This is a genomic window from Tardiphaga sp. 172_B4_N1_3 (assembly GCF_052076035.1).
GTDB classification, from domain to species: Bacteria; Pseudomonadota; Alphaproteobacteria; order Rhizobiales; family Xanthobacteraceae; genus Tardiphaga; species Tardiphaga robiniae.
On sequence record NZ_CP197238.1, the window covers coordinates 796,942 to 813,333 of the forward strand.

Sequence of the window (16,392 nt, forward strand, 5' to 3'; positions counted from 1 at the left end):
GCTGGTTGTGAAGGCTGGGATCAAAAACGGATGCCGCGCTTGCGCGGCAGAAAACAAAAGCAAGTCTTACGCCGACGCATGAAGCGGTGCCAGCGGCGAAGCATCACGATGTTGCAAGCGGAAGAACGACGCGTAGCGTCCGCCACGGCGCAGCAGGTCGTCGTGGCGGCCGCGCTCGACGATCTCGCCGCCCTCGACCACAAGAATGGCGTCGGCGTGCATGATGGTGTGCAGGCGGTGCGCAATGACGATCGTGGTGCGATTCTGGCAGAGATGCTCGATGGCTTCCTGCACCGATTTTTCGGATTCGGAATCTAGCGCTGCGGTAGCTTCGTCCAGCAGGATGACCGGTGCGTTCTTCACCAGCGCGCGCGCAATGGCGATGCGTTGGCGCTGGCCGCCGGAGAGTTGTGCGCCATGCTCGCCCACCGACGTCTCGTATCCGAGCGGGAAGCCCATGATGAAATCATGGGCGCAAGCGGCTTTGGCTGCCGCGACGATCTCGTCTTCCGTGGCGCCCGGTTTGCCGAAGGCGATGTTTTCGCGGATGGTGCCGCGGAATAGATAGACATCCTGTCCGACATAGGCGGTCTGGCCGCGCAGCGAGCGACGGGAGACCTGACCGATCGACTGGCCATCGATGGTGATGTCGCCTTCGCTGACTTCATAGAGCCGGAGCAACAGTGCGAGCACTGTGGACTTGCCGCCGCCTGACGGGCCAACCAGAGCGGTGACCTTGCCGGGCTCGGCGACGAAGCTCATGCGATTCAGGACGACCTCGTTGGGGCGATAGCGGAACGTCACGTCATGCAGCTCGACGCGCGCATCGGTCAGTTTCAGCGCCGGCTTGTGGTCGTCATTCGGCTCGGAAGCCGGACTGTCCACGATCTCCAGCAGTGTATGCGCGCCGATGATCTGACTGTTGAGATCGATGTTCAGCCGCGCCAGCCGCTTCGCCGGCTCATAGGCCAGCAGGAAGGCGGTGACGAAGGAGAAGAACTGGCCGGGCGTCGCGCCCATCGCGACCACGCGATAGCCGCCATACATCAGCGACGCCGCGATGGCGAAACCGCCGAGGGTTTCCATCAGTGGGCTAGAGCGGCTGGAGACGCGCGCCATCTTGTTGGCGTTCTGCTCGACGGCCGTGATGCTCGCTTCCATGCGCTGCTGCATGGTCTGTTCGAGCGTGAACGCCTTCACCGTGCGGATGCCCTGCAGCGATTCCTGCATCACTTCCAGAATCTCGGTGGTCCCGGTGAACTGGTTGCGGGCGAGGCCCTTGATGCGGCGGACCAGTTTGCGCAGCACCAGCATTGCGGGCGGCGCGACGAGGAAGCCGAACAGCGCCATATAGGGGTCCTGCATGACCATCACGCCGACCAGCGCGATCAGCGACAGCAGGTCACGGCCGACGGCGTTGATCAGCAGGCTGAGCACCTGTGTCACCGAATTGGCGCCGGCGGTGAGCCGCTGCAGGAATTCCGATGAGTGCCGCTCCGAGAAGAAGCCGATGCTCTCGTTCATCAGCTTGGCGAACAGCCGGCGCTGGTTGTTGGCAACGATGGCGTTGGAGATCTTCGAGAGAATGACGGTATGGCCGTAGGTCGATGCGCCCTTGATCAGGAAGATCACCACCACGAAGCCCGAGAACAGGGCGATGCGCTCGATGCTCTTGTCCACATAGGCCTGGTTGATGACCTCACCCAGCATATAGGCGGCGCCAGCGGTGGTCGCGGCGGAGACGGCCATCAGCAGGAAGGCCAGGAGGTAGCGCCGCCAATAGGTGACCGCCTGTTCGGCGACCAGACGGCGGATCAGCGCCCAGGCGCCGTAAGGATCGTCAGTGACTTTGCGAGTAATCTTGGCCATCCGCGGTCCAGCGACGGCGCCGGGCAGGGATTTGCCGAGGCGTCAGGGTCAGCTTGCGAAACAGCCGCCTGATTGCCCGTTAAATCGCGGTTTTTCAAGCCAAAATCGGGCTTGCCAAGACTTTGTTAACCCATTGGCCCGGCGGCATCTGCCGCCGGATTCGGGCCGATTTTGCCCTAGAATCTCTCGGAAGCACGGCACGCGACAGGTACGCGCCATGCTTCCGGTTGGCAGGATGTAACCCGATCAGAACCGGTAATTCACCCCTGCTTTCATGGTGTGGAACCTGGTATCGACCGCGATGCTGGAGTTGGAGGAGAAGCCATTGGCGATGTCGTTGACGGCAGTGGAGAACAGCGTGCTCCGGCCAAGATCCACATAGAGATATTCGGTCTTGAACGACCACTGCGGGGTGAATGCGTATTCGAGGCCCGCACCGGCGGTCCAGCCCCACTGTGTCTGGCCGGCCGACGCCGCCGCAACCTGGCCGAGCACACCATTCGGGCCGGTCAGAGTAAAGTTCCCGTTGGTGTTGACCCGGCCATAGGCGCCGCCGCCGGTGCCGTACAGGAACACGCGGTCCCATGCATAGCCGAGCCGGCCGCGAATCGTGCCGAACCATTCGACTTCGGAGCCGGTGCCGAATGCTGCGGACGTGGTCACGCCGTTATTGTTCAGCGTCTGATTGCCCTCGAAGCGGCCCTTGATGCCGGACCACTGGAAGTCAGTCTCGATGCCGACGACGAAGCCGCCGTTGTATTGATAGTTGTAGCCAGCCTGTCCACCGCCGAAGAAACCGCTCGAGGTCAGGCTGAAATTGCCGTTGGTGCTGGCAACGAGCGCGGCTGCCTCGGCCTGCAACTGCCGCTGTGTAGCCTGGAACGGATAGTCGAACTTGTCGCCGCCGAAACCGACATTGGCGCCGACATAGAAGCCGGTCCAGGAGAACACCTGGACGGGCGCGACTGGCGCCTTCACCGGATAGGGCATGTCGGCCGCAATGGCAGGAACGGCTGCACCGATAAGCAGTGCTGCGCCAGCGAATACTCTCTTCATGATCAGGCCCCTCAGTTTCTTGCTCTCGGCAAGTGATTTCCGATGCATCGCCGTCATCAGCGATCGCATGTGAAGTGTCGTCGGGCCAAGGCATCTGCGAATGATGCCGGGACTCGCGGCTTCCACGTGCACAATGACAGGGCTGGCGGGGAGGTCTTGTTCACGCGCGTAGCAGATTTTAGTTTTCGCGCACTGCCACTAAACTTCGCGTCGATGTGGCGTTGTCGCAACAGCACATATGCGCACTATACAATCACGGTTACAGAACGTCGCACTGCCGAGATTTTTCGTGATGAGTTTGTTCTGTGTTGCTACACTATTCGTCGGAAATGAGTTGGACGTATGCATCAGGCCAGTTTCGTCTCAGATGGATTTGATCCGGAATTGCTGGATCACCAGAAATTCGCACTGTGGTGCGAAAACATGGAAGCGCTCACCTGCTGCGTGGACATCACACGTGCTGAAGATCAGCCATTCTCGGCTTTCGTGCACTGGGCAGATTATTCGAATGTGCGGGTCACCCGGTTCGGCGGCACGTTCAGTCGAATCCGACGATCCAGAACGGCAATCTCGCGCGGGCCGGACGATGATTTCTGTTTGATGTTTCATCGAGGCGAGGGGACGCTGGTCGTCGATCAGGTGGGGCGCGAAATGGCCTTGTCGTCAGACTGCGCTTTTCTCGGCACGAACGGACGTCCGGCAGATTTGCGATCGGATGCGGATTTCTCGTCGACGACGCTGACCGTCAGTAGGGAGCGCCTGTTGCCTCTCATTGGAAATGTCGACGATCTCCTGATCCAGCCGCTCGACGAACGGCGCGCAGCCGTGGCTCATCTGCGACGCTACATCGACATCTCGGTCGATCTGCTGCGCGATCCGCATGATGCGGAGCTCGACAGCCATATCAGCACGACATTGCTGGATCTGACGGCGCTCGCGCTAGGTGCCCGCGGCGACGCTGCGCAACTTGCGTCGATGCGCGGTCTGCGCGCGTCGCGAACGCAGGAAATCATCGCCGAGATCGATCGCCATTTCGCGGAGCCGGGTTTCTCGGTGGGGCAGGTTGCGCGCCGGCTGGATGTGTCGCCGCGCTATCTCCAGGACCTTCTGCAAGATACCGGATCGAGTTTCACCGAACGCCTTCTGGAGCGCCGTCTGCAACATGCAATGCGTTTGCTGACGAGCGAGCAGGGTGATCGGCTGAAGATCAGTGAAATCGCGCTAGCCAGTGGCTTCAACGAGATCTCATACTTCAATCAGCGATTTCGTCGGCGTTTCGGTGAGACGCCGACGCAGTGCCGGCGCTGATCTAACTACTCAGGCCGATTTCGCCATCAATTCGATGCCATGGCGCTCGCGGGCGAGCTTCTCTTCCCAGGCCAGCGCGTGGCGGGCGATGGTTTCGAGATCGTCGTATTGGGGCGTCCAGTCGAGCGTCGCGCGGATTCGGGTGGTATCGGCGATCATGGTCATGATGTCGCCGTCGCGGCGCGGGGCGTATTGAACCGCGAAATTTCGGCCCGATGCACGGCGCACGGCTTCGATGGTTTCCAGCACCGAATAGCCGCGGCCATAGCCGCAATTCAGGGTCGTGGATGCGCCGCCTTCGCGCAGGTAGTTCAATGCGGCGCGGTGGGCCTGAACGAGGTCGCTTACATGGATGAAGTCGCGGATGCAGCTTCCGTCGGGCGTCGGGTAATCGGTTCCGAACACGTCGATCTTGCTGCGCTGGCCGGTGGCGGCCTCGACGGCGATCTTGAGCAGATGCGTCGCGCCCATGGTGGCCAGACCGGTGCGGCCCTGTGGATCGGCGCCGGCGACGTTGAAGTAACGCAGCGCGACAAACTCCATGCCATAGGCCGGTGCGATGTCGTGCAGCATGATCTCGGTCATCAGCTTCGATGATCCGTAAGGCGACAGCGGTCGTGTGGGGGCATCTTCTGCCACGGGCGTGAAATCGGGATTGCCGTAGACGGCAGCGGTCGATGAGAAGATAAATTTTTTGACGCCGCACTTCACTGCCGCGCTGAGCAGGTTGCGTGTCGTCATCGTGTTGTTGCGATAGTAGGCAAGCGGGTCGCGCATCGATTCCGGCACGACGACAGAGCCCGCAAAATGGATGATGGCGTCGATGCCATGGGCAGCAATGACGCCCTCGACAAGGTTCTCATCAGCGACATCGCCGATAAACAGCGGAACGCCCTCGGGGAGATATGTTGAGAAGCCCGTCGACAAATTGTCGATCACGACCACGCTCTCGCCGGCTTCCACCAGCGCATGGACCATGTGACTTCCGATATAACCGGCGCCGCCGGTGACAAGGACGGTCATTGGATTTACTCACTCTCCCGTTTTGGGAACGCTATCGCGCCCGGGATGAAGAGTGGGTTTCGACGGCCGGCAACTGGCCACTATGCTTAATGTTGCGTATAGGAAATCGGGCGAAATGGAGTCACCTGTGCCGATTGCGGGCAAAACGGCCGATAAATTGCAGCTGATCGTCACGAATCTGCACTGGCGCTACTCCGGTGTGACGGCGACCAATCGCATGGTGGCGCCGAAACTCGCAGACATGTTCGACGTGGCTTGGCTTGGATCCGACGCGCCCGCCGGCATCGCGCGCATGGATATCGGCGATCTCGTGAAATTGTGGCTGCGCCGCAAGCCGGTGATCTGGCACGCGCGGCGCAACAACGAGATGATTGCCGGCGTTCTGCTCAAGGCGCTCGGGTGGCCGCTGAAACTGCTCTTTACCTCGGCTGCGCAGCGCCATCATACGTGGATCACGCGCTGGCTGATCGGCAGGATGGACGCCATCATCGCCACCAGCGAGATCTCCGCGTCGTATCTGAAGCGATCGGCGACTGTGGTGACGCATGGCGTCGATACCGATCGCTACGCGCCGCCCATCGATCGTGCGGTGGCGTTTGCGGAAGCAAGTTTACCGGGGCGCTATGCGATTGGTTGCTTCGGCCGCGTGCGTGCGCAGAAGGGAACTGATCTTTTCGTCGATGCGATGTGCGAGTTGTTGCCGCGCTATCCGGATTTCACCGCTGTCATTGTCGGGGCAATCACGCCGGACCAGATCGGCTTTGCCAATGAGCTCAAGAAGAAGATCGCTGACGCCGGTCTGCAGTCGCGCATCGTCATCACCGGCGAATTGCCGATCGAAGAGGTCGAGCGATGGTATCAACGCCTGACGATCTACGCTTTCACTTCGCGTAATGAAGGCTTCGGTCTGACGTTGATCGAGGCTATGTCGGCGGGAGCTGCGTTGGTCGCAACGCGTGCGGGCGCCGCGGAGATCGTGGTCGAGGAGGGCGTGACCGGCAAGCTCGTGCCAACCGGCGATGCAGTGGCAATCACGCTGGCATTGGAGCCGCTGATGCGCGATCCCGATGCCGCTGCAGCCATGGGTGAACGTGCACGCCAGCGCGTGCTCGACAAATTCAGCCTCGATGCAGAAGCGCGCGGAATCGCGGAAGTTTATCGCAGGCTGCTCTGACCCTGCAGGATATCCGCAACGAACGCGTCCAAGTCGCCGCCTGCAAACAGGAAGCCGGGCAGGTGCGCAGCCTTGGCCGCTTCGATATCCGAATCGCGGTCGCCGATGGCAAAACTACCTTTGCGTTGCACAGGCCAGTGCTGCATCAGGTCGAGGATCATGCCCGGGCTCGGCTTGCGCCAGTGATGATCTTCCAGATAGCCAGCAACTGATCCAGCCGGATGATGCGGGCAATAGCGGACGTCATCGATGCGGGCGCCTTGTGCCGCGAGTTCGGAGCGCATCCACTTAAACAGCGTATTGAGTTCGTCTTCGGTGAAATAACCGCGTGCGACGCCGGACTGGTTGGAAAACAGGAAGACGAAATAGCCGGCATCGTTGAGCCGGCGAATAGCCTTGGCCGCGTTCGGCATCCAGCGGATGCGATCGGATGTGCCCATATAGCCGTCGTCGTAATTGATGACGCCGTCGCGATCGAGAAACGCTGCGGGCTTTGCTTGCGTGGTCGTCATATCTGCGCGCTTCTGTTGGACGCCTCGGCCATCACGCTCTGGATAATCTCGGCGACATCGTCGGCCGGAATGTCCCGCATGCAGGCATGGTTGTTCATGGTGCAGACCGGTCTGTGACACGGCTGGCAGGGAACGATGGTCTTGGTCTGCACGGTGGCCGCCAGCGGATTGAGGGGACCCCATAGCTGCGGGCTGGTCGGTCCGAAAATGCCGATGGTTGGCGTGCCTACGGCCGCAGCAATATGCATCAGGCCGGAATCATTGGCCACGGCGACATTGGCGGCGGCCATGCCGATCACGCCATTGCGCAGGTCGCCCGTGGTGAGGTCGCGAGCGCGGGGACCGGCGGCGGCAATGATTTCGTTGGCGAGGTCCTTCTCGCCCGGGCCGCCGATGACCCAGACGTCCAGCCCGCGCTCGACCAGCAGTTTTGCGGCCTCGGCATAATAGGTCCAGCGCTTGGAGGAACCGACCGAGCCGGGACCGAGCGCGACCGCCGGACCGGTTCCCAGTCCATTGGTCTGCCGCCAGCGCGCGATCTCGTCGGCGGGCACGCGGAACTGGGGCACCGGCCATTCCGGCGGCAGTGGCGTGCCGTCCGGCAGCGCCAGCGCGCATTTCTTGTCGATCATGCGCGGCAGTTTCTTTTCGCCCCAGCGCCACTGATTGATCAGGCCAAAGCGCGCCTCGCCGACAAAGCCGATGCGCTCCGGGATGCCCGCCAGAGCGGGTGCCAGAGCCGATTTCCAGGTCCGCGGCATCACCAGCGCGGTGCCATAGTTCCGGGCGCGCAGGGTGGCCGCCAGTTCCCATTGCTTGGCGAGCGCGAGCTGGCTGCGAGGCAGGTCCCAGACGATGCCTGCGCGCACGCCCGGCATGTAGTCGACCAGCGGGGCGACCAGTCTGGTCACCAGCAAATCGACCGGCCGGTTCGGCCAGCGCTCCTTCAGGACCCGGACGACTGTATGACCCCGGACGAAATCACCGATCCACATATAGGGCACGATCAGGATCGGCCGGGTATCGTCCGGATCGACCATCACGCCCTGGTATGGGGAATTTACGTTCATTCTTTCAAGGACTTCGCTGTTCTGCCGCGGGCTATATCCGGCTCACGTCGGTACCCGCTCCATTCGGACAGGTAAAGCCATTTGGGATGTTTCCAACCATGTCCCCATAGCGGCGACGAACATCCCGTTGCCCAAGTTGCCTGTGGGGCAGGGTTGAGGCAAAGGTGGGTCAATCATGAGATCGGGGACTTCATGCTGCTTGTGACCGGGGGAGCCGGTTTTATCGGATCGAATGTCGTGGCCGCGTTGAATGACGCCGGCCGCGCGGACGTGGCCGTCTGCGATGTGCTCGGCCATGATGGAAAATGGTGTAATCTTGCCAAGCGGCAACTTGCAGATGTGGTGCCGCCAGCCGAGCTGATGGACTGGCTGAAGGGCCGCAAGCTCGATGCGGTCATTCATCTCGGCGCGATTTCGGAAACCACCGCGACCGACGGTGATCTTGTGATCGAGACGAATTTCCGCCTCTCGATGCGCCTGCTGGACTGGTGCACGGCCAATGCGACGCCGCTGATTTATGCATCGTCCGCTTCGACCTATGGCGATGGTGCGCAGGGCTTTCGCGACGAGCAGACCGTTCCCGAACTGAAGAAGCTCAGGCCGATGAATCTCTACGGCTGGAGCAAGCACCTGTTCGACCTCGCGGTGGCCGAGCGCGTCGCCAAAGGCGAAAAGATGCCGCCGCAATGGGCAGGCCTGAAGTTCTTCAACGTGTTCGGGCCGAACGAGTACCACAAGGGCTCGATGATGAGCGTGCTGGCGCGGCGCTTCGACGACATCAAGGCCGGCCGCGGCATCCAGCTGTTCAAGTCGCATCGCGAAGGTATTGCCGATGGCGATCAGCGCCGCGACTTCATCTATGTCGAGGACGTCGTCCGCGTAATGATGTGGCTGCTGGCGTCACCCAATGTCAGCGGCATCTTCAATGTCGGGACGGGAACCGCGCGCAGCTTCAAGGATCTGATGCTGGCTGCCTACACTGCACTCGGCACCAGGCCGAACATCGACTATATCGATATGCCCGAGCAGATTCGCGGCAGCTATCAGTACTTCACGCAGAGCGAAGTCGATCGGTTGCGCGGCGCCGGCTACAACGGCGGTTTTACAACATTGGAAGATGCGGTCTCGCATTATGTGAAGGGCTTCCTCGACCAGCCCGATCGCTTCCGTTGACGGCACAACAGGTACCGGTGTGATGTTTGATTTCGACGCCCTGTCGCACGCGATTGCCGACCAGACAGTGCTCTGCGTCGGCGATCTGATGCTCGACGAATTCGTCTATGGCGAGGTGTCGCGGATTTCGCCGGAAGCGCCTGCGCCGGTCATCGCGGTCCAGCGCAGCGAGATCAATATTGGCGGCGCCGGCAATGTCGCACGTAATATTGCAGCCCTCGGCGCGAAATGCATCTTTGTCGGTCTGGTCGGTGAGGACGATGCCGGTGCAACGCTCAAGAATGCGCTCGCGCAGGAGCCTCTGATCGAAGCATTGCTGGTCACGGATTCATCGCGCCCGACGACGCGCAAGGTGCGCTTTGTGTCCGAGCATTTCTCGACGCATATGCTGCGTGCCGACTGGGAACTGGCTGCGCCCGCGTCCGCCGCCATCGAGAAGCAATTGATCGATACAATTTTGCCGCAACTCGCGCGTGTCGACATCGTACTGCTGTCCGACTACGCCAAGGGCGTGCTGACCGCGCGGGTGATCCGCAACGTCATCGACGCGGCGAAGAAGCTCGGCAAGCGCGTCATCGTCGATCCCAAGAGTGCAAATTTTGCGATTTATCGCGGCGCGACCTTGCTGACGCCGAACCGCAAGGAATTCGCCGAGGCAACGCGTAGCCGTGCAGACAGCGACATCAACATCGCGACCGCCGCGCAGGAAGCGATGATTCTGGCGGACTGCGCCGCGATGCTGGTGACCCAGAGCGAGCATGGCATGACGCTGGTGCCGCGCGATGGCGAGCCCATCCATGTGCCAGCGCTGCCGGTCAAGGTGCGCGACGTCTCGGGTGCCGGCGACACGGTGGCGGCGATGCTGGCTGTAGCGCTCGCGGCCGGAGCTGACTGGGAAGCGGCATTGCGCGCGGCAACTGCCGCAGCAGCGGTCGCTGTCAGCAAGAAGGGGACGGCGGTGGTCACACCGTCCGAACTGCGTCGCCGGATTTTGCCGCATGCATTTCTGGCCGCTGAAGAGAAAATCGTGGCATCGACTGAGCTCAATGCGCAACTGGCCGACTGGCGCAAACAGCAGTTGCGGATCGGTTTCACCAATGGTTGTTTCGATATCCTGCATCCCGGTCATGTAAAGGTTCTGACGGCTGCGCGCGCGACTTGCGATCGCCTGATCGTCGGCCTCAACAGCGACGCGTCGGTGAAGCGTCTGAAGGGCGAGGGGCGCCCGGTGCAGGACGAACGCGCCCGCGCAGAAGTGCTTGCGGCGCTGGAGGCCGTCGATCTGGTTGTGATTTTCGAAGAGGATACCCCACTGAACCTGATTACGCAGATCGCGCCGGCGACGCTGGTCAAAGGCGGCGATTACACGCGAGAGCAGGTGGTCGGCCATGAGGTTGTCGCCGCCAACGGCGGAGAGGTGATCCTGATCGATATCCTGCAAGGCCACAGCACGACGTCGCTGGTCGAGCGCGCGCGCAGCGGACAGTCATGACACGCATCACACAGTTTTCTGCCCGCAACTGGCTGATTGCGACGCATGACGCCATCGTCACGGCGGCCGCGGTCGTTCTCAGCTTCGTGCTGCGTTTCGATGGCGAAAATCTGTGGGATCGGCTGCCGCTGCTCCTGAAGATCCTGCCGTACTTCGTCGTCTTCAGCTTTTTCGTCTGTTACCTGTTCAATCTGACGACGACGAAGTGGCGCTTCATTTCGCTGCCCGATTTGCTGAATATCATCAAGGCATCCACGGTGCTGACGGGCGCGCTTCTGGTGCTCGACTATATCTTCCTGGCGCCGAACGTGTACGGCACGTTCTTCCTCGGCAAGACAACGATCATCATCTACTGGTTCATCCAGATATTCTTTCTGAGCGGATCGCGACTGGCCTATCGCTATTTTCGTTATACGCGTACGCGCAATCAGGCGCGCGCGATGGATGCGTCACCGGCACTGCTGATTGGTCGTGCGGCCGATGCCGAGGTGTTCTTGCGCGGCATTGAGAGTGGTGCCGTCAAGCGCATGTGGCCGGTTGGTATCTTGTCGCCGGCGATGTCCGACCGCGGACAGGCGATCCGAGGTGTGCCGGTCCTGGGCGGCATCGATGATCTCGGTAATGTCGTTGATGATTTCAGCACGCGGCAACGCCCGATCGAACGGATCGTGATGACGCCGTCGGCGTTTGAAGCAGAGGCGTTACCTGAGTCGGTATTGATGCGTGCGCGCAAGCTCGGGCTGACGGTTAGCCGGATTCCGTCGCTCGAGGAAAGCCGCGATACGCCGCAATTGGCGCCGGTGGCAGTCGAGGATCTGTTGCTGCGGCCGAGCGTCAAGATCGACTATGCCCGACTGGAGAATTTCGTGCGCGGCAAGGCGATCGTCGTGACCGGCGGTGGCGGCTCGATCGGCTACGAGATCTGCGACCGCGTCATCACGTTCGGCGCGGCACGGCTGCTCATTATCGAGAATTCAGAACCGGCGCTTCATGCGGCTATGGAAAAGCTGGCGGCCAAAGTCACCAGCGCAGCGATCGAGGGCCGCATCGCCGATGTCAGGGACCGCGAGCGCATTCATCAACTGATGATCGCCTTCAAGCCGGATGCGGTGTTTCACGCAGCCGCGCTGAAACATGTGCCGATCCTGGAGCGTGACTGGGGCGAGGGTGTCAAGACCAACATCTTCGGTTCTGTGAATGTCGCCGATGCGGCGCTCGCATCGGGCGCTGATGCGATGGTGATGATCTCGACCGACAAGGCAATCGAGCCGGTGTCGATGCTCGGCCTCACCAAGCGTTTTGCCGAGATGTATTGCCAGGCGCTCGATGGCGACGCCATCAGCGGCAGTGACGCCAAATCACCCATGCGGCTAATCTCGGTGCGGTTCGGTAATGTTCTGGCGTCGAATGGGTCCGTCGTGCCGAAGTTCAAGGCGCAGATCGAAGCCGGTGGGCCGGTGACGGTGACGCACCCCGATATGGTGCGCTACTTCATGACCATCCGCGAGGCCTGCGATCTGGTCGTCACCGCGGCAACCCATGCGATGAATGCGCAGCATGCCGATGCATCGGTTTATGTGCTCAGCATGGGGCAGCCGGTGAAGATCGTCGATCTCGCCGACCGCATGATCCGGCTGTCCGGTCTTCAGCCCGGCTACGATATCGATATCGTGTTCACCGGTGTCCGACCGGGCGAGCGGCTCAACGAGATACTGTTCGCCGAGCAGGAGCCAACCAGCGAGATCGGTATCGCCGGCATCGTCGCCGCCCGCCCGAACGAACTGCCGCTGGAGACGCTGAACAGCTGGCTTGCGATCTTGCGGAAAGCCATTGAGGCGGATCAGCACGAGGTCGCTGTGGCGACGCTGAAGGATGCGGTGCCGGAATATCGGGCGGCGGCGCAGTGAGTCTGCGTCAGCGGCGCGGCGTCGAGAATGCCTTCAATACTGCGGCGACGGCGACGCTGCCAAGGACAAGCAGAGCTGTGTCGGCGACGCCTGAGCGGAAATAGATCGACAGCCCGGCGAGGGCCGCCAGGCCGATATTGAGTACGAACACCGTTCGCACCACCTCGATCACGGCGAAGCCATTGTCCGTCGCGCGCTGATAGAAATGCGAGCGATGCGCCAGCCATACCGGCTCGCGTTTTGCCAGCCGCCGGAGCAGGGTGATGGTCGCGTCGGCAAGGTAATACAGCGGCAGCAGGATGGCGGCAGCCAGATGGTGCGCATAGGCCAGTTGCAGGAAGCACCAGGCCAGCAATAGCCCGATGGGGAGGCTGCCGACGTCGCCCAGAAACATCTTCGCAACGGGCCGATTGAACGGCGCGAAGCCGAGTGTGGCGCCGCAGAGCGCAGCGGCAATGAGCGCCGTCGATAACGGCAGTTGCCCGGAGAAGCCGATCAGCACCAGCGCCGCGGTGATCGGAATCACTTCGGCCACTGTGATCCAGTCGAGCCCATCCATGAAATTCACGAGATTGACGAACCAGAGTGCAGCCAGCAGCAGCAAGCCGCGTTCGATCCAGAGAGGCAGGTCCGGTGTAATCTGCAGTGTCGGGGGCAGAGCAAACAGGATCGCGGCAATACTGACGGCTTGCAGCAGCAGTCGCGGCGTCACGGAAATCGGACGCAGATCATCAATCGCGCCGATGGTCGCGATCAGGATCGTTGCCCCGAACAGTACCCACAGCGCCGGTGTCGCTGAAACGGAAAGACTTGCAATCGAGCACCCGGCAACCAGCAGCGCGACTGATATCACCGCGATGCCGGCGCCTTGCGGTGTCGGCACCTTGTGGGACGATCGGGCGTTCGGTCGCGCCATTGCATAGCGGATGAGCAGCGGATGAATAGCGTTGATGCAAACCGCGGACAGAACGGCGGCTACAACCAGAGCGACGAAGGTTGTAATCAATTCGAATGACGACATCGGGATGACATTGATCGCAGGAAAGACATGCGTTGCGGGGAAGATTTGGGTCGCAATGAGACAAATAGTTCGGAGTTATGCACGGCGGCTCTTCTTACCCTGTTTTCATGGCATAGCTAGCGGCGAAGGCCGCGCTTCTGACGCAATCGGATGCTGCGATGCCGAAGTGTTGCAACATCATCGCCTGGATGGCTAATGGAATGCGACACGGATCGTCATGCAACATGGCGATTTCTGGCGAATGTCTGGGGACACGATGTCTGAACAACCCATCCTTGTCACCGGTGCTGCCGGCTTCATCGGTTTCCACGTGACGCGGCAGCTGCTGGCCGAAGGCCGAACGGTCGTTGGTCTCGATAGCGTCAACAGCTATTACGATCCGGCGCTGAAGGAGGCGCGGCTGAAGCTGCTGGAGGGCCAGCCTCGCTTTACCTTTGTGAGGGCGAATCTGGCAGATCGCCCCGCGATCTCGGCGTTGTTCGGCGAATACAAATTCCCCGTTGTCATTCATCTCGCTGCGCAGGCGGGTGTGCGCTATTCCATCGAGCAGCCGCACGCCTATGCCGATGCCAATCTTGAGGGTTTTCTCAATATCCTCGAAGGCTGCAGGCACAATGGCTGCGCGCATCTGCTCTATGCGTCGTCATCCTCGGTCTATGGCGCCAACAAGAAGAAACCGTTCTCCGTCAGCGACAGAGTCGACAATCCGGTCAGTCTCTATGCTGCGACGAAGAAGGCCAACGAGTTGATGGCGCATTCTTACAGCCATCTCTATCGCCTGCCGACCACCGGGCTTCGTTTCTTTACCGTCTACGGTCCATGGGGCCGGCCGGATATGGCGATCTTCCTGTTTACCAAGGCGATTCTCGACAAGCAGCCGATCAAGCTGTTTAACCACGGCAACATGCGGCGCGACTTTACTTTTGTGGATGATGTTGTCGGTGCTATCGGGCGGCTGATCGATCACGTGCCGACGGGTAGCGAGGACGAGGCGCCGGCGCGAATCTACAACGTCGGTAACCACAAGCCAGAGGACCTTTTGCATGTGGTCTCCGTTCTTGAGAAAGAACTGGGGCTGGAAGCCATCAAGACGATGCTGCCGATGCAGCCGGGCGATGTGCCTGAGACTTTTGCCGATGTGGACGATCTGATGCGTGACGTCGGCTTCAAGCCGGATACCTCGATCGAGGAGGGGATTCGGCAATTCGTGACGTGGTATCGCAGCCACTACGGTAATCTGAACGCGAAGGGTTGAGAGCGACTGATGAGCAAGCGCATTATTCCCCTGATCATGTGTGGCGGTGCCGGGACGCGCCTGTGGCCGTCGTCACGTGAGGGGCGCCCGAAGCAATTTCTGCCATTATTCGGGCCGCGCTCGACCTTTCAGGACACCGTGATTCGTGTATCCGATGCAGGCCTGTTCGATCGTCCCATTGTCATAACCAGTGCTGCCTATCGGTTCATGGTACGCGAACAACTCGCCGAGATCGGGCTCGATGCAGACATTCTGCTCGAGCCGGCGCGGCGCGATTCAGGCCCGGCCATTGCCGCCGGTGCCGCGTTCGCCCAAACCCGCGATGAGGACGCGGTCGTGCTTGCGCTTGCCGCTGATCACGTGGTGCGCGACGTGCCGGCTTTCGTTGCGGCGTGCCGGGCGGGTCTGGTGGTTGCCGATGCCGGGCACATCGTGACGTTCGGCGTGCAACCGGAGCGTCCGGCCACCGAATACGGCTATATTTCACCAGGCCAGTCGCTTTCTGACAAGGTGAAGAGCGTCGCCAAATTCGTCGAGAAGCCGGACCTGAAGACGGCAACCGATTATATTGAGGCCGGCTATCTCTGGAACAGCGGCAACTTCATGTTTCGGGCGGGGATGCTGCTTGATGAATATCGTGGTGTCGACGCCGATAGTGTCGAGACCATCACCAGCGCTGTGGCGAAGGCCGGCCGCGATCTCGGCTTCTTTACGCTCGATGCGGACGCTTTCGGGAAGGCAAAATCGATCTCTGTCGACTATGCCGTAATGGAGAAGACGACGAAGGCAGCCGTGGTGCCGGTGTCCTGCGGCTGGTCGGATGTCGGCTCGTGGCTCGCAGTGTGGGAGCTGTCCGACAAGGATGCGCAGGGCAATGCCGCGCAGGGTGTGGCGGTGTTCGAGGACTCGCGCAACTGCAACGTGGCCAGCGATGGTCCGGTGGTGGCGCTGGAGGGCGTCGACGATCTCGTGGTGGTGGCGACGCACGACGCTGTGCTGGTCTCCCGCCAGAAGGATGCCAACGGCTTGAAACGGCTTGTGGCGAAGCTGAAGGTCACGGCGCCGCAGGTCACCGAGGATCATCTCAAGGTGCATCGCCCATGGGGATCCGTGCAGGCCCTTGAGGATGGCGAGCGCTATCAGGTCAAGCGCCTTGTGGTGAAAGCCGGAGAGCGGCTGTCACTCCAGATGCACCACCATCGCTCCGAGCACTGGATCGTTGTGCGTGGCAGCGCGAAGGTGACGATCAACGATCTGATCAAGACCGTCCACGAGAACGAGTCGATCTACATCCCGCTCGGTGCCACGCATCGTCTGGAAAACCCCGGCAAGATTCCGCTCGAGCTGATCGAAGTGCAGACAGGCAGCTATCTTGGCGAGGACGACATCGTTCGCATCGAGGATGACTACAAGCGGAACTAGGGGCCGTCGGGCGATACTCGCCCGAATCGATGCACCCACAGCGTGCACTCACCTGAATTGGTGTCGGTGAGGGGCTACCACGATCCCTTCATGTCGTATCTTTTTCCATT

13 protein-coding genes are annotated in these 16,392 nt (G+C 61.1%); 7 read left to right on the forward strand and 6 right to left on the reverse strand.

Going from position 1 to position 16,392, the window contains the following annotated elements:
• Positions 1-66: 66 nt before the first annotated feature.
• Entirely contained in the window at positions 67-1,869 is a 1,803-nt protein-coding gene (locus AB7783_RS03555; protein ID WP_441276852.1) for an ABC transporter ATP-binding protein, read from the reverse strand.
• 246 nt (positions 1,870-2,115) lie between these two features.
• Positions 2,116-2,925, reverse strand: coding sequence for an outer membrane protein (locus tag AB7783_RS03560; RefSeq protein ID WP_441276853.1), 810 nt, complete (start codon positions 2,923-2,925; stop codon positions 2,116-2,118).
• Between the two features lie 342 nt (positions 2,926-3,267).
• Here AB7783_RS03560 and AB7783_RS03565 point away from each other — a divergent pair, with 342 nt between their 5' ends.
• Positions 3,268-4,233: an AraC family transcriptional regulator gene (locus AB7783_RS03565; protein ID WP_441276854.1), complete on the forward strand. Its 966-nt coding sequence runs from the start codon at positions 3,268-3,270 to the stop codon at positions 4,231-4,233.
• Between the two features lie 9 nt (positions 4,234-4,242).
• Here the strand turns inward: AB7783_RS03565 and galE are convergent, their stop codons facing one another.
• Positions 4,243-5,256: a UDP-glucose 4-epimerase GalE gene (gene galE / locus AB7783_RS03570; protein ID WP_441276855.1), complete on the reverse strand. Its 1,014-nt coding sequence runs from the start codon at positions 5,254-5,256 to the stop codon at positions 4,243-4,245.
• Between the two features lie 115 nt (positions 5,257-5,371).
• Here galE and AB7783_RS03575 point away from each other — a divergent pair, with 115 nt between their 5' ends.
• A complete protein-coding gene (locus AB7783_RS03575) occupies positions 5,372-6,430 on the forward strand; it encodes a glycosyltransferase family 4 protein (protein WP_441276856.1) in 1,059 nt (352 codons plus the stop codon).
• On the opposite strand, the gene AB7783_RS03580 is transcribed toward AB7783_RS03575, so the two are convergent.
• Complete coding sequence (locus AB7783_RS03580; protein WP_093761968.1) at positions 6,412-6,942, reverse strand: HAD family hydrolase; 531 nt, start codon at positions 6,940-6,942, stop codon at positions 6,412-6,414. The genes AB7783_RS03575 and AB7783_RS03580 overlap by 19 nt on opposite strands.
• Positions 6,939-8,012 carry a lipopolysaccharide heptosyltransferase II gene (waaF, locus tag AB7783_RS03585; protein WP_441276857.1) on the reverse strand — a complete coding sequence of 358 codons (1,074 nt, stop codon included), beginning with the start codon at positions 8,010-8,012 and terminating at the stop codon, positions 6,939-6,941. The genes AB7783_RS03580 and waaF overlap by 4 nt, the downstream gene beginning before the upstream one ends.
• Before the next feature lie 192 nt (positions 8,013-8,204).
• Between waaF and rfaD the strand changes: the two genes are divergently transcribed.
• Genes rfaD through AB7783_RS03600 form a run of 3 tightly spaced genes read left to right on the forward strand, consistent with a single transcriptional unit; the run spans position 8,205 to position 12,584 of the window.
• The gene (gene rfaD / locus AB7783_RS03590) at positions 8,205-9,185 is read left to right on the forward strand and encodes an ADP-glyceromanno-heptose 6-epimerase (RefSeq protein WP_441276858.1); all 981 of its coding nucleotides are present in this window, start codon (positions 8,205-8,207) and stop codon (positions 9,183-9,185) included.
• A gap of 22 nt (positions 9,186-9,207) precedes the next feature.
• The gene (rfaE1, locus tag AB7783_RS03595) at positions 9,208-10,677 is read left to right on the forward strand and encodes a D-glycero-beta-D-manno-heptose-7-phosphate kinase (protein ID WP_441276859.1); all 1,470 of its coding nucleotides are present in this window, start codon (positions 9,208-9,210) and stop codon (positions 10,675-10,677) included.
• On the forward strand, positions 10,674-12,584 hold the full coding sequence (locus AB7783_RS03600; RefSeq protein WP_439068183.1) for an SDR family NAD(P)-dependent oxidoreductase: 1,911 nt from the start codon (positions 10,674-10,676) through the stop codon (positions 12,582-12,584). Before rfaE1 ends, AB7783_RS03600 begins: the two co-directional genes overlap by 4 nt.
• A gap of 7 nt (positions 12,585-12,591) precedes the next feature.
• On the opposite strand, the gene AB7783_RS03605 is transcribed toward AB7783_RS03600, so the two are convergent.
• Entirely contained in the window at positions 12,592-13,605 is a 1,014-nt protein-coding gene (locus AB7783_RS03605; protein WP_441276860.1) for an MraY family glycosyltransferase, read from the reverse strand.
• Between the two features lie 256 nt (positions 13,606-13,861).
• On the opposite strand from AB7783_RS03605, the gene AB7783_RS03610 reads away from it, so the two are divergent.
• Positions 13,862-14,860 (forward strand): NAD-dependent epimerase, encoded by a 999-nt coding sequence (locus tag AB7783_RS03610; RefSeq protein ID WP_441276861.1) that lies wholly within the window; start codon positions 13,862-13,864, stop codon positions 14,858-14,860.
• A 9-nt stretch (positions 14,861-14,869) separates the two neighbouring features.
• Positions 14,870-16,282, forward strand: coding sequence for a mannose-1-phosphate guanylyltransferase/mannose-6-phosphate isomerase (locus AB7783_RS03615; protein WP_441276862.1), 1,413 nt, complete (start codon positions 14,870-14,872; stop codon positions 16,280-16,282).
• Positions 16,283-16,392: the final 110 nt, after the last annotated feature.

Excerpts from the sequence above, each read along its gene's own strand:
- galE (WP_441276855.1), bottom strand. The coding sequence starts at position 5,256 with ATGACCGTCCTTGTCACCGGCGGCGCCGGTTATATCGGAAGTCACATG.
- rfaE1 (WP_441276859.1), top strand. The coding sequence starts at position 9,208 with ATGTTTGATTTCGACGCCCTGTCGCACGCGATTGCCGACCAGACAGTG.
- AB7783_RS03575 (WP_441276856.1), top strand. The coding sequence starts at position 5,372 with ATGGAGTCACCTGTGCCGATTGCGGGCAAAACGGCCGATAAATTGCAG.
- AB7783_RS03580 (WP_093761968.1), bottom strand. The coding sequence starts at position 6,942 with ATGACGACCACGCAAGCAAAGCCCGCAGCGTTTCTCGATCGCGACGGC.
- rfaD (WP_441276858.1), top strand. The coding sequence starts at position 8,205 with ATGCTGCTTGTGACCGGGGGAGCCGGTTTTATCGGATCGAATGTCGTG.
- waaF (WP_441276857.1), bottom strand. The coding sequence starts at position 8,012 with ATGAACGTAAATTCCCCATACCAGGGCGTGATGGTCGATCCGGACGAT.
- AB7783_RS03555 (WP_441276852.1), bottom strand. The coding sequence starts at position 1,869 with ATGGCCAAGATTACTCGCAAAGTCACTGACGATCCTTACGGCGCCTGG.
- AB7783_RS03605 (WP_441276860.1), bottom strand. The coding sequence starts at position 13,605 with ATGTCGTCATTCGAATTGATTACAACCTTCGTCGCTCTGGTTGTAGCC.
- AB7783_RS03615 (WP_441276862.1), top strand. The coding sequence starts at position 14,870 with ATGAGCAAGCGCATTATTCCCCTGATCATGTGTGGCGGTGCCGGGACG.
- AB7783_RS03610 (WP_441276861.1), top strand. The coding sequence starts at position 13,862 with ATGTCTGAACAACCCATCCTTGTCACCGGTGCTGCCGGCTTCATCGGT.
- AB7783_RS03600 (WP_439068183.1), top strand. The coding sequence starts at position 10,674 with ATGACACGCATCACACAGTTTTCTGCCCGCAACTGGCTGATTGCGACG.
- AB7783_RS03565 (WP_441276854.1), top strand. The coding sequence starts at position 3,268 with ATGCATCAGGCCAGTTTCGTCTCAGATGGATTTGATCCGGAATTGCTG.
- AB7783_RS03560 (WP_441276853.1), bottom strand. The coding sequence starts at position 2,925 with ATGAAGAGAGTATTCGCTGGCGCAGCACTGCTTATCGGTGCAGCCGTT.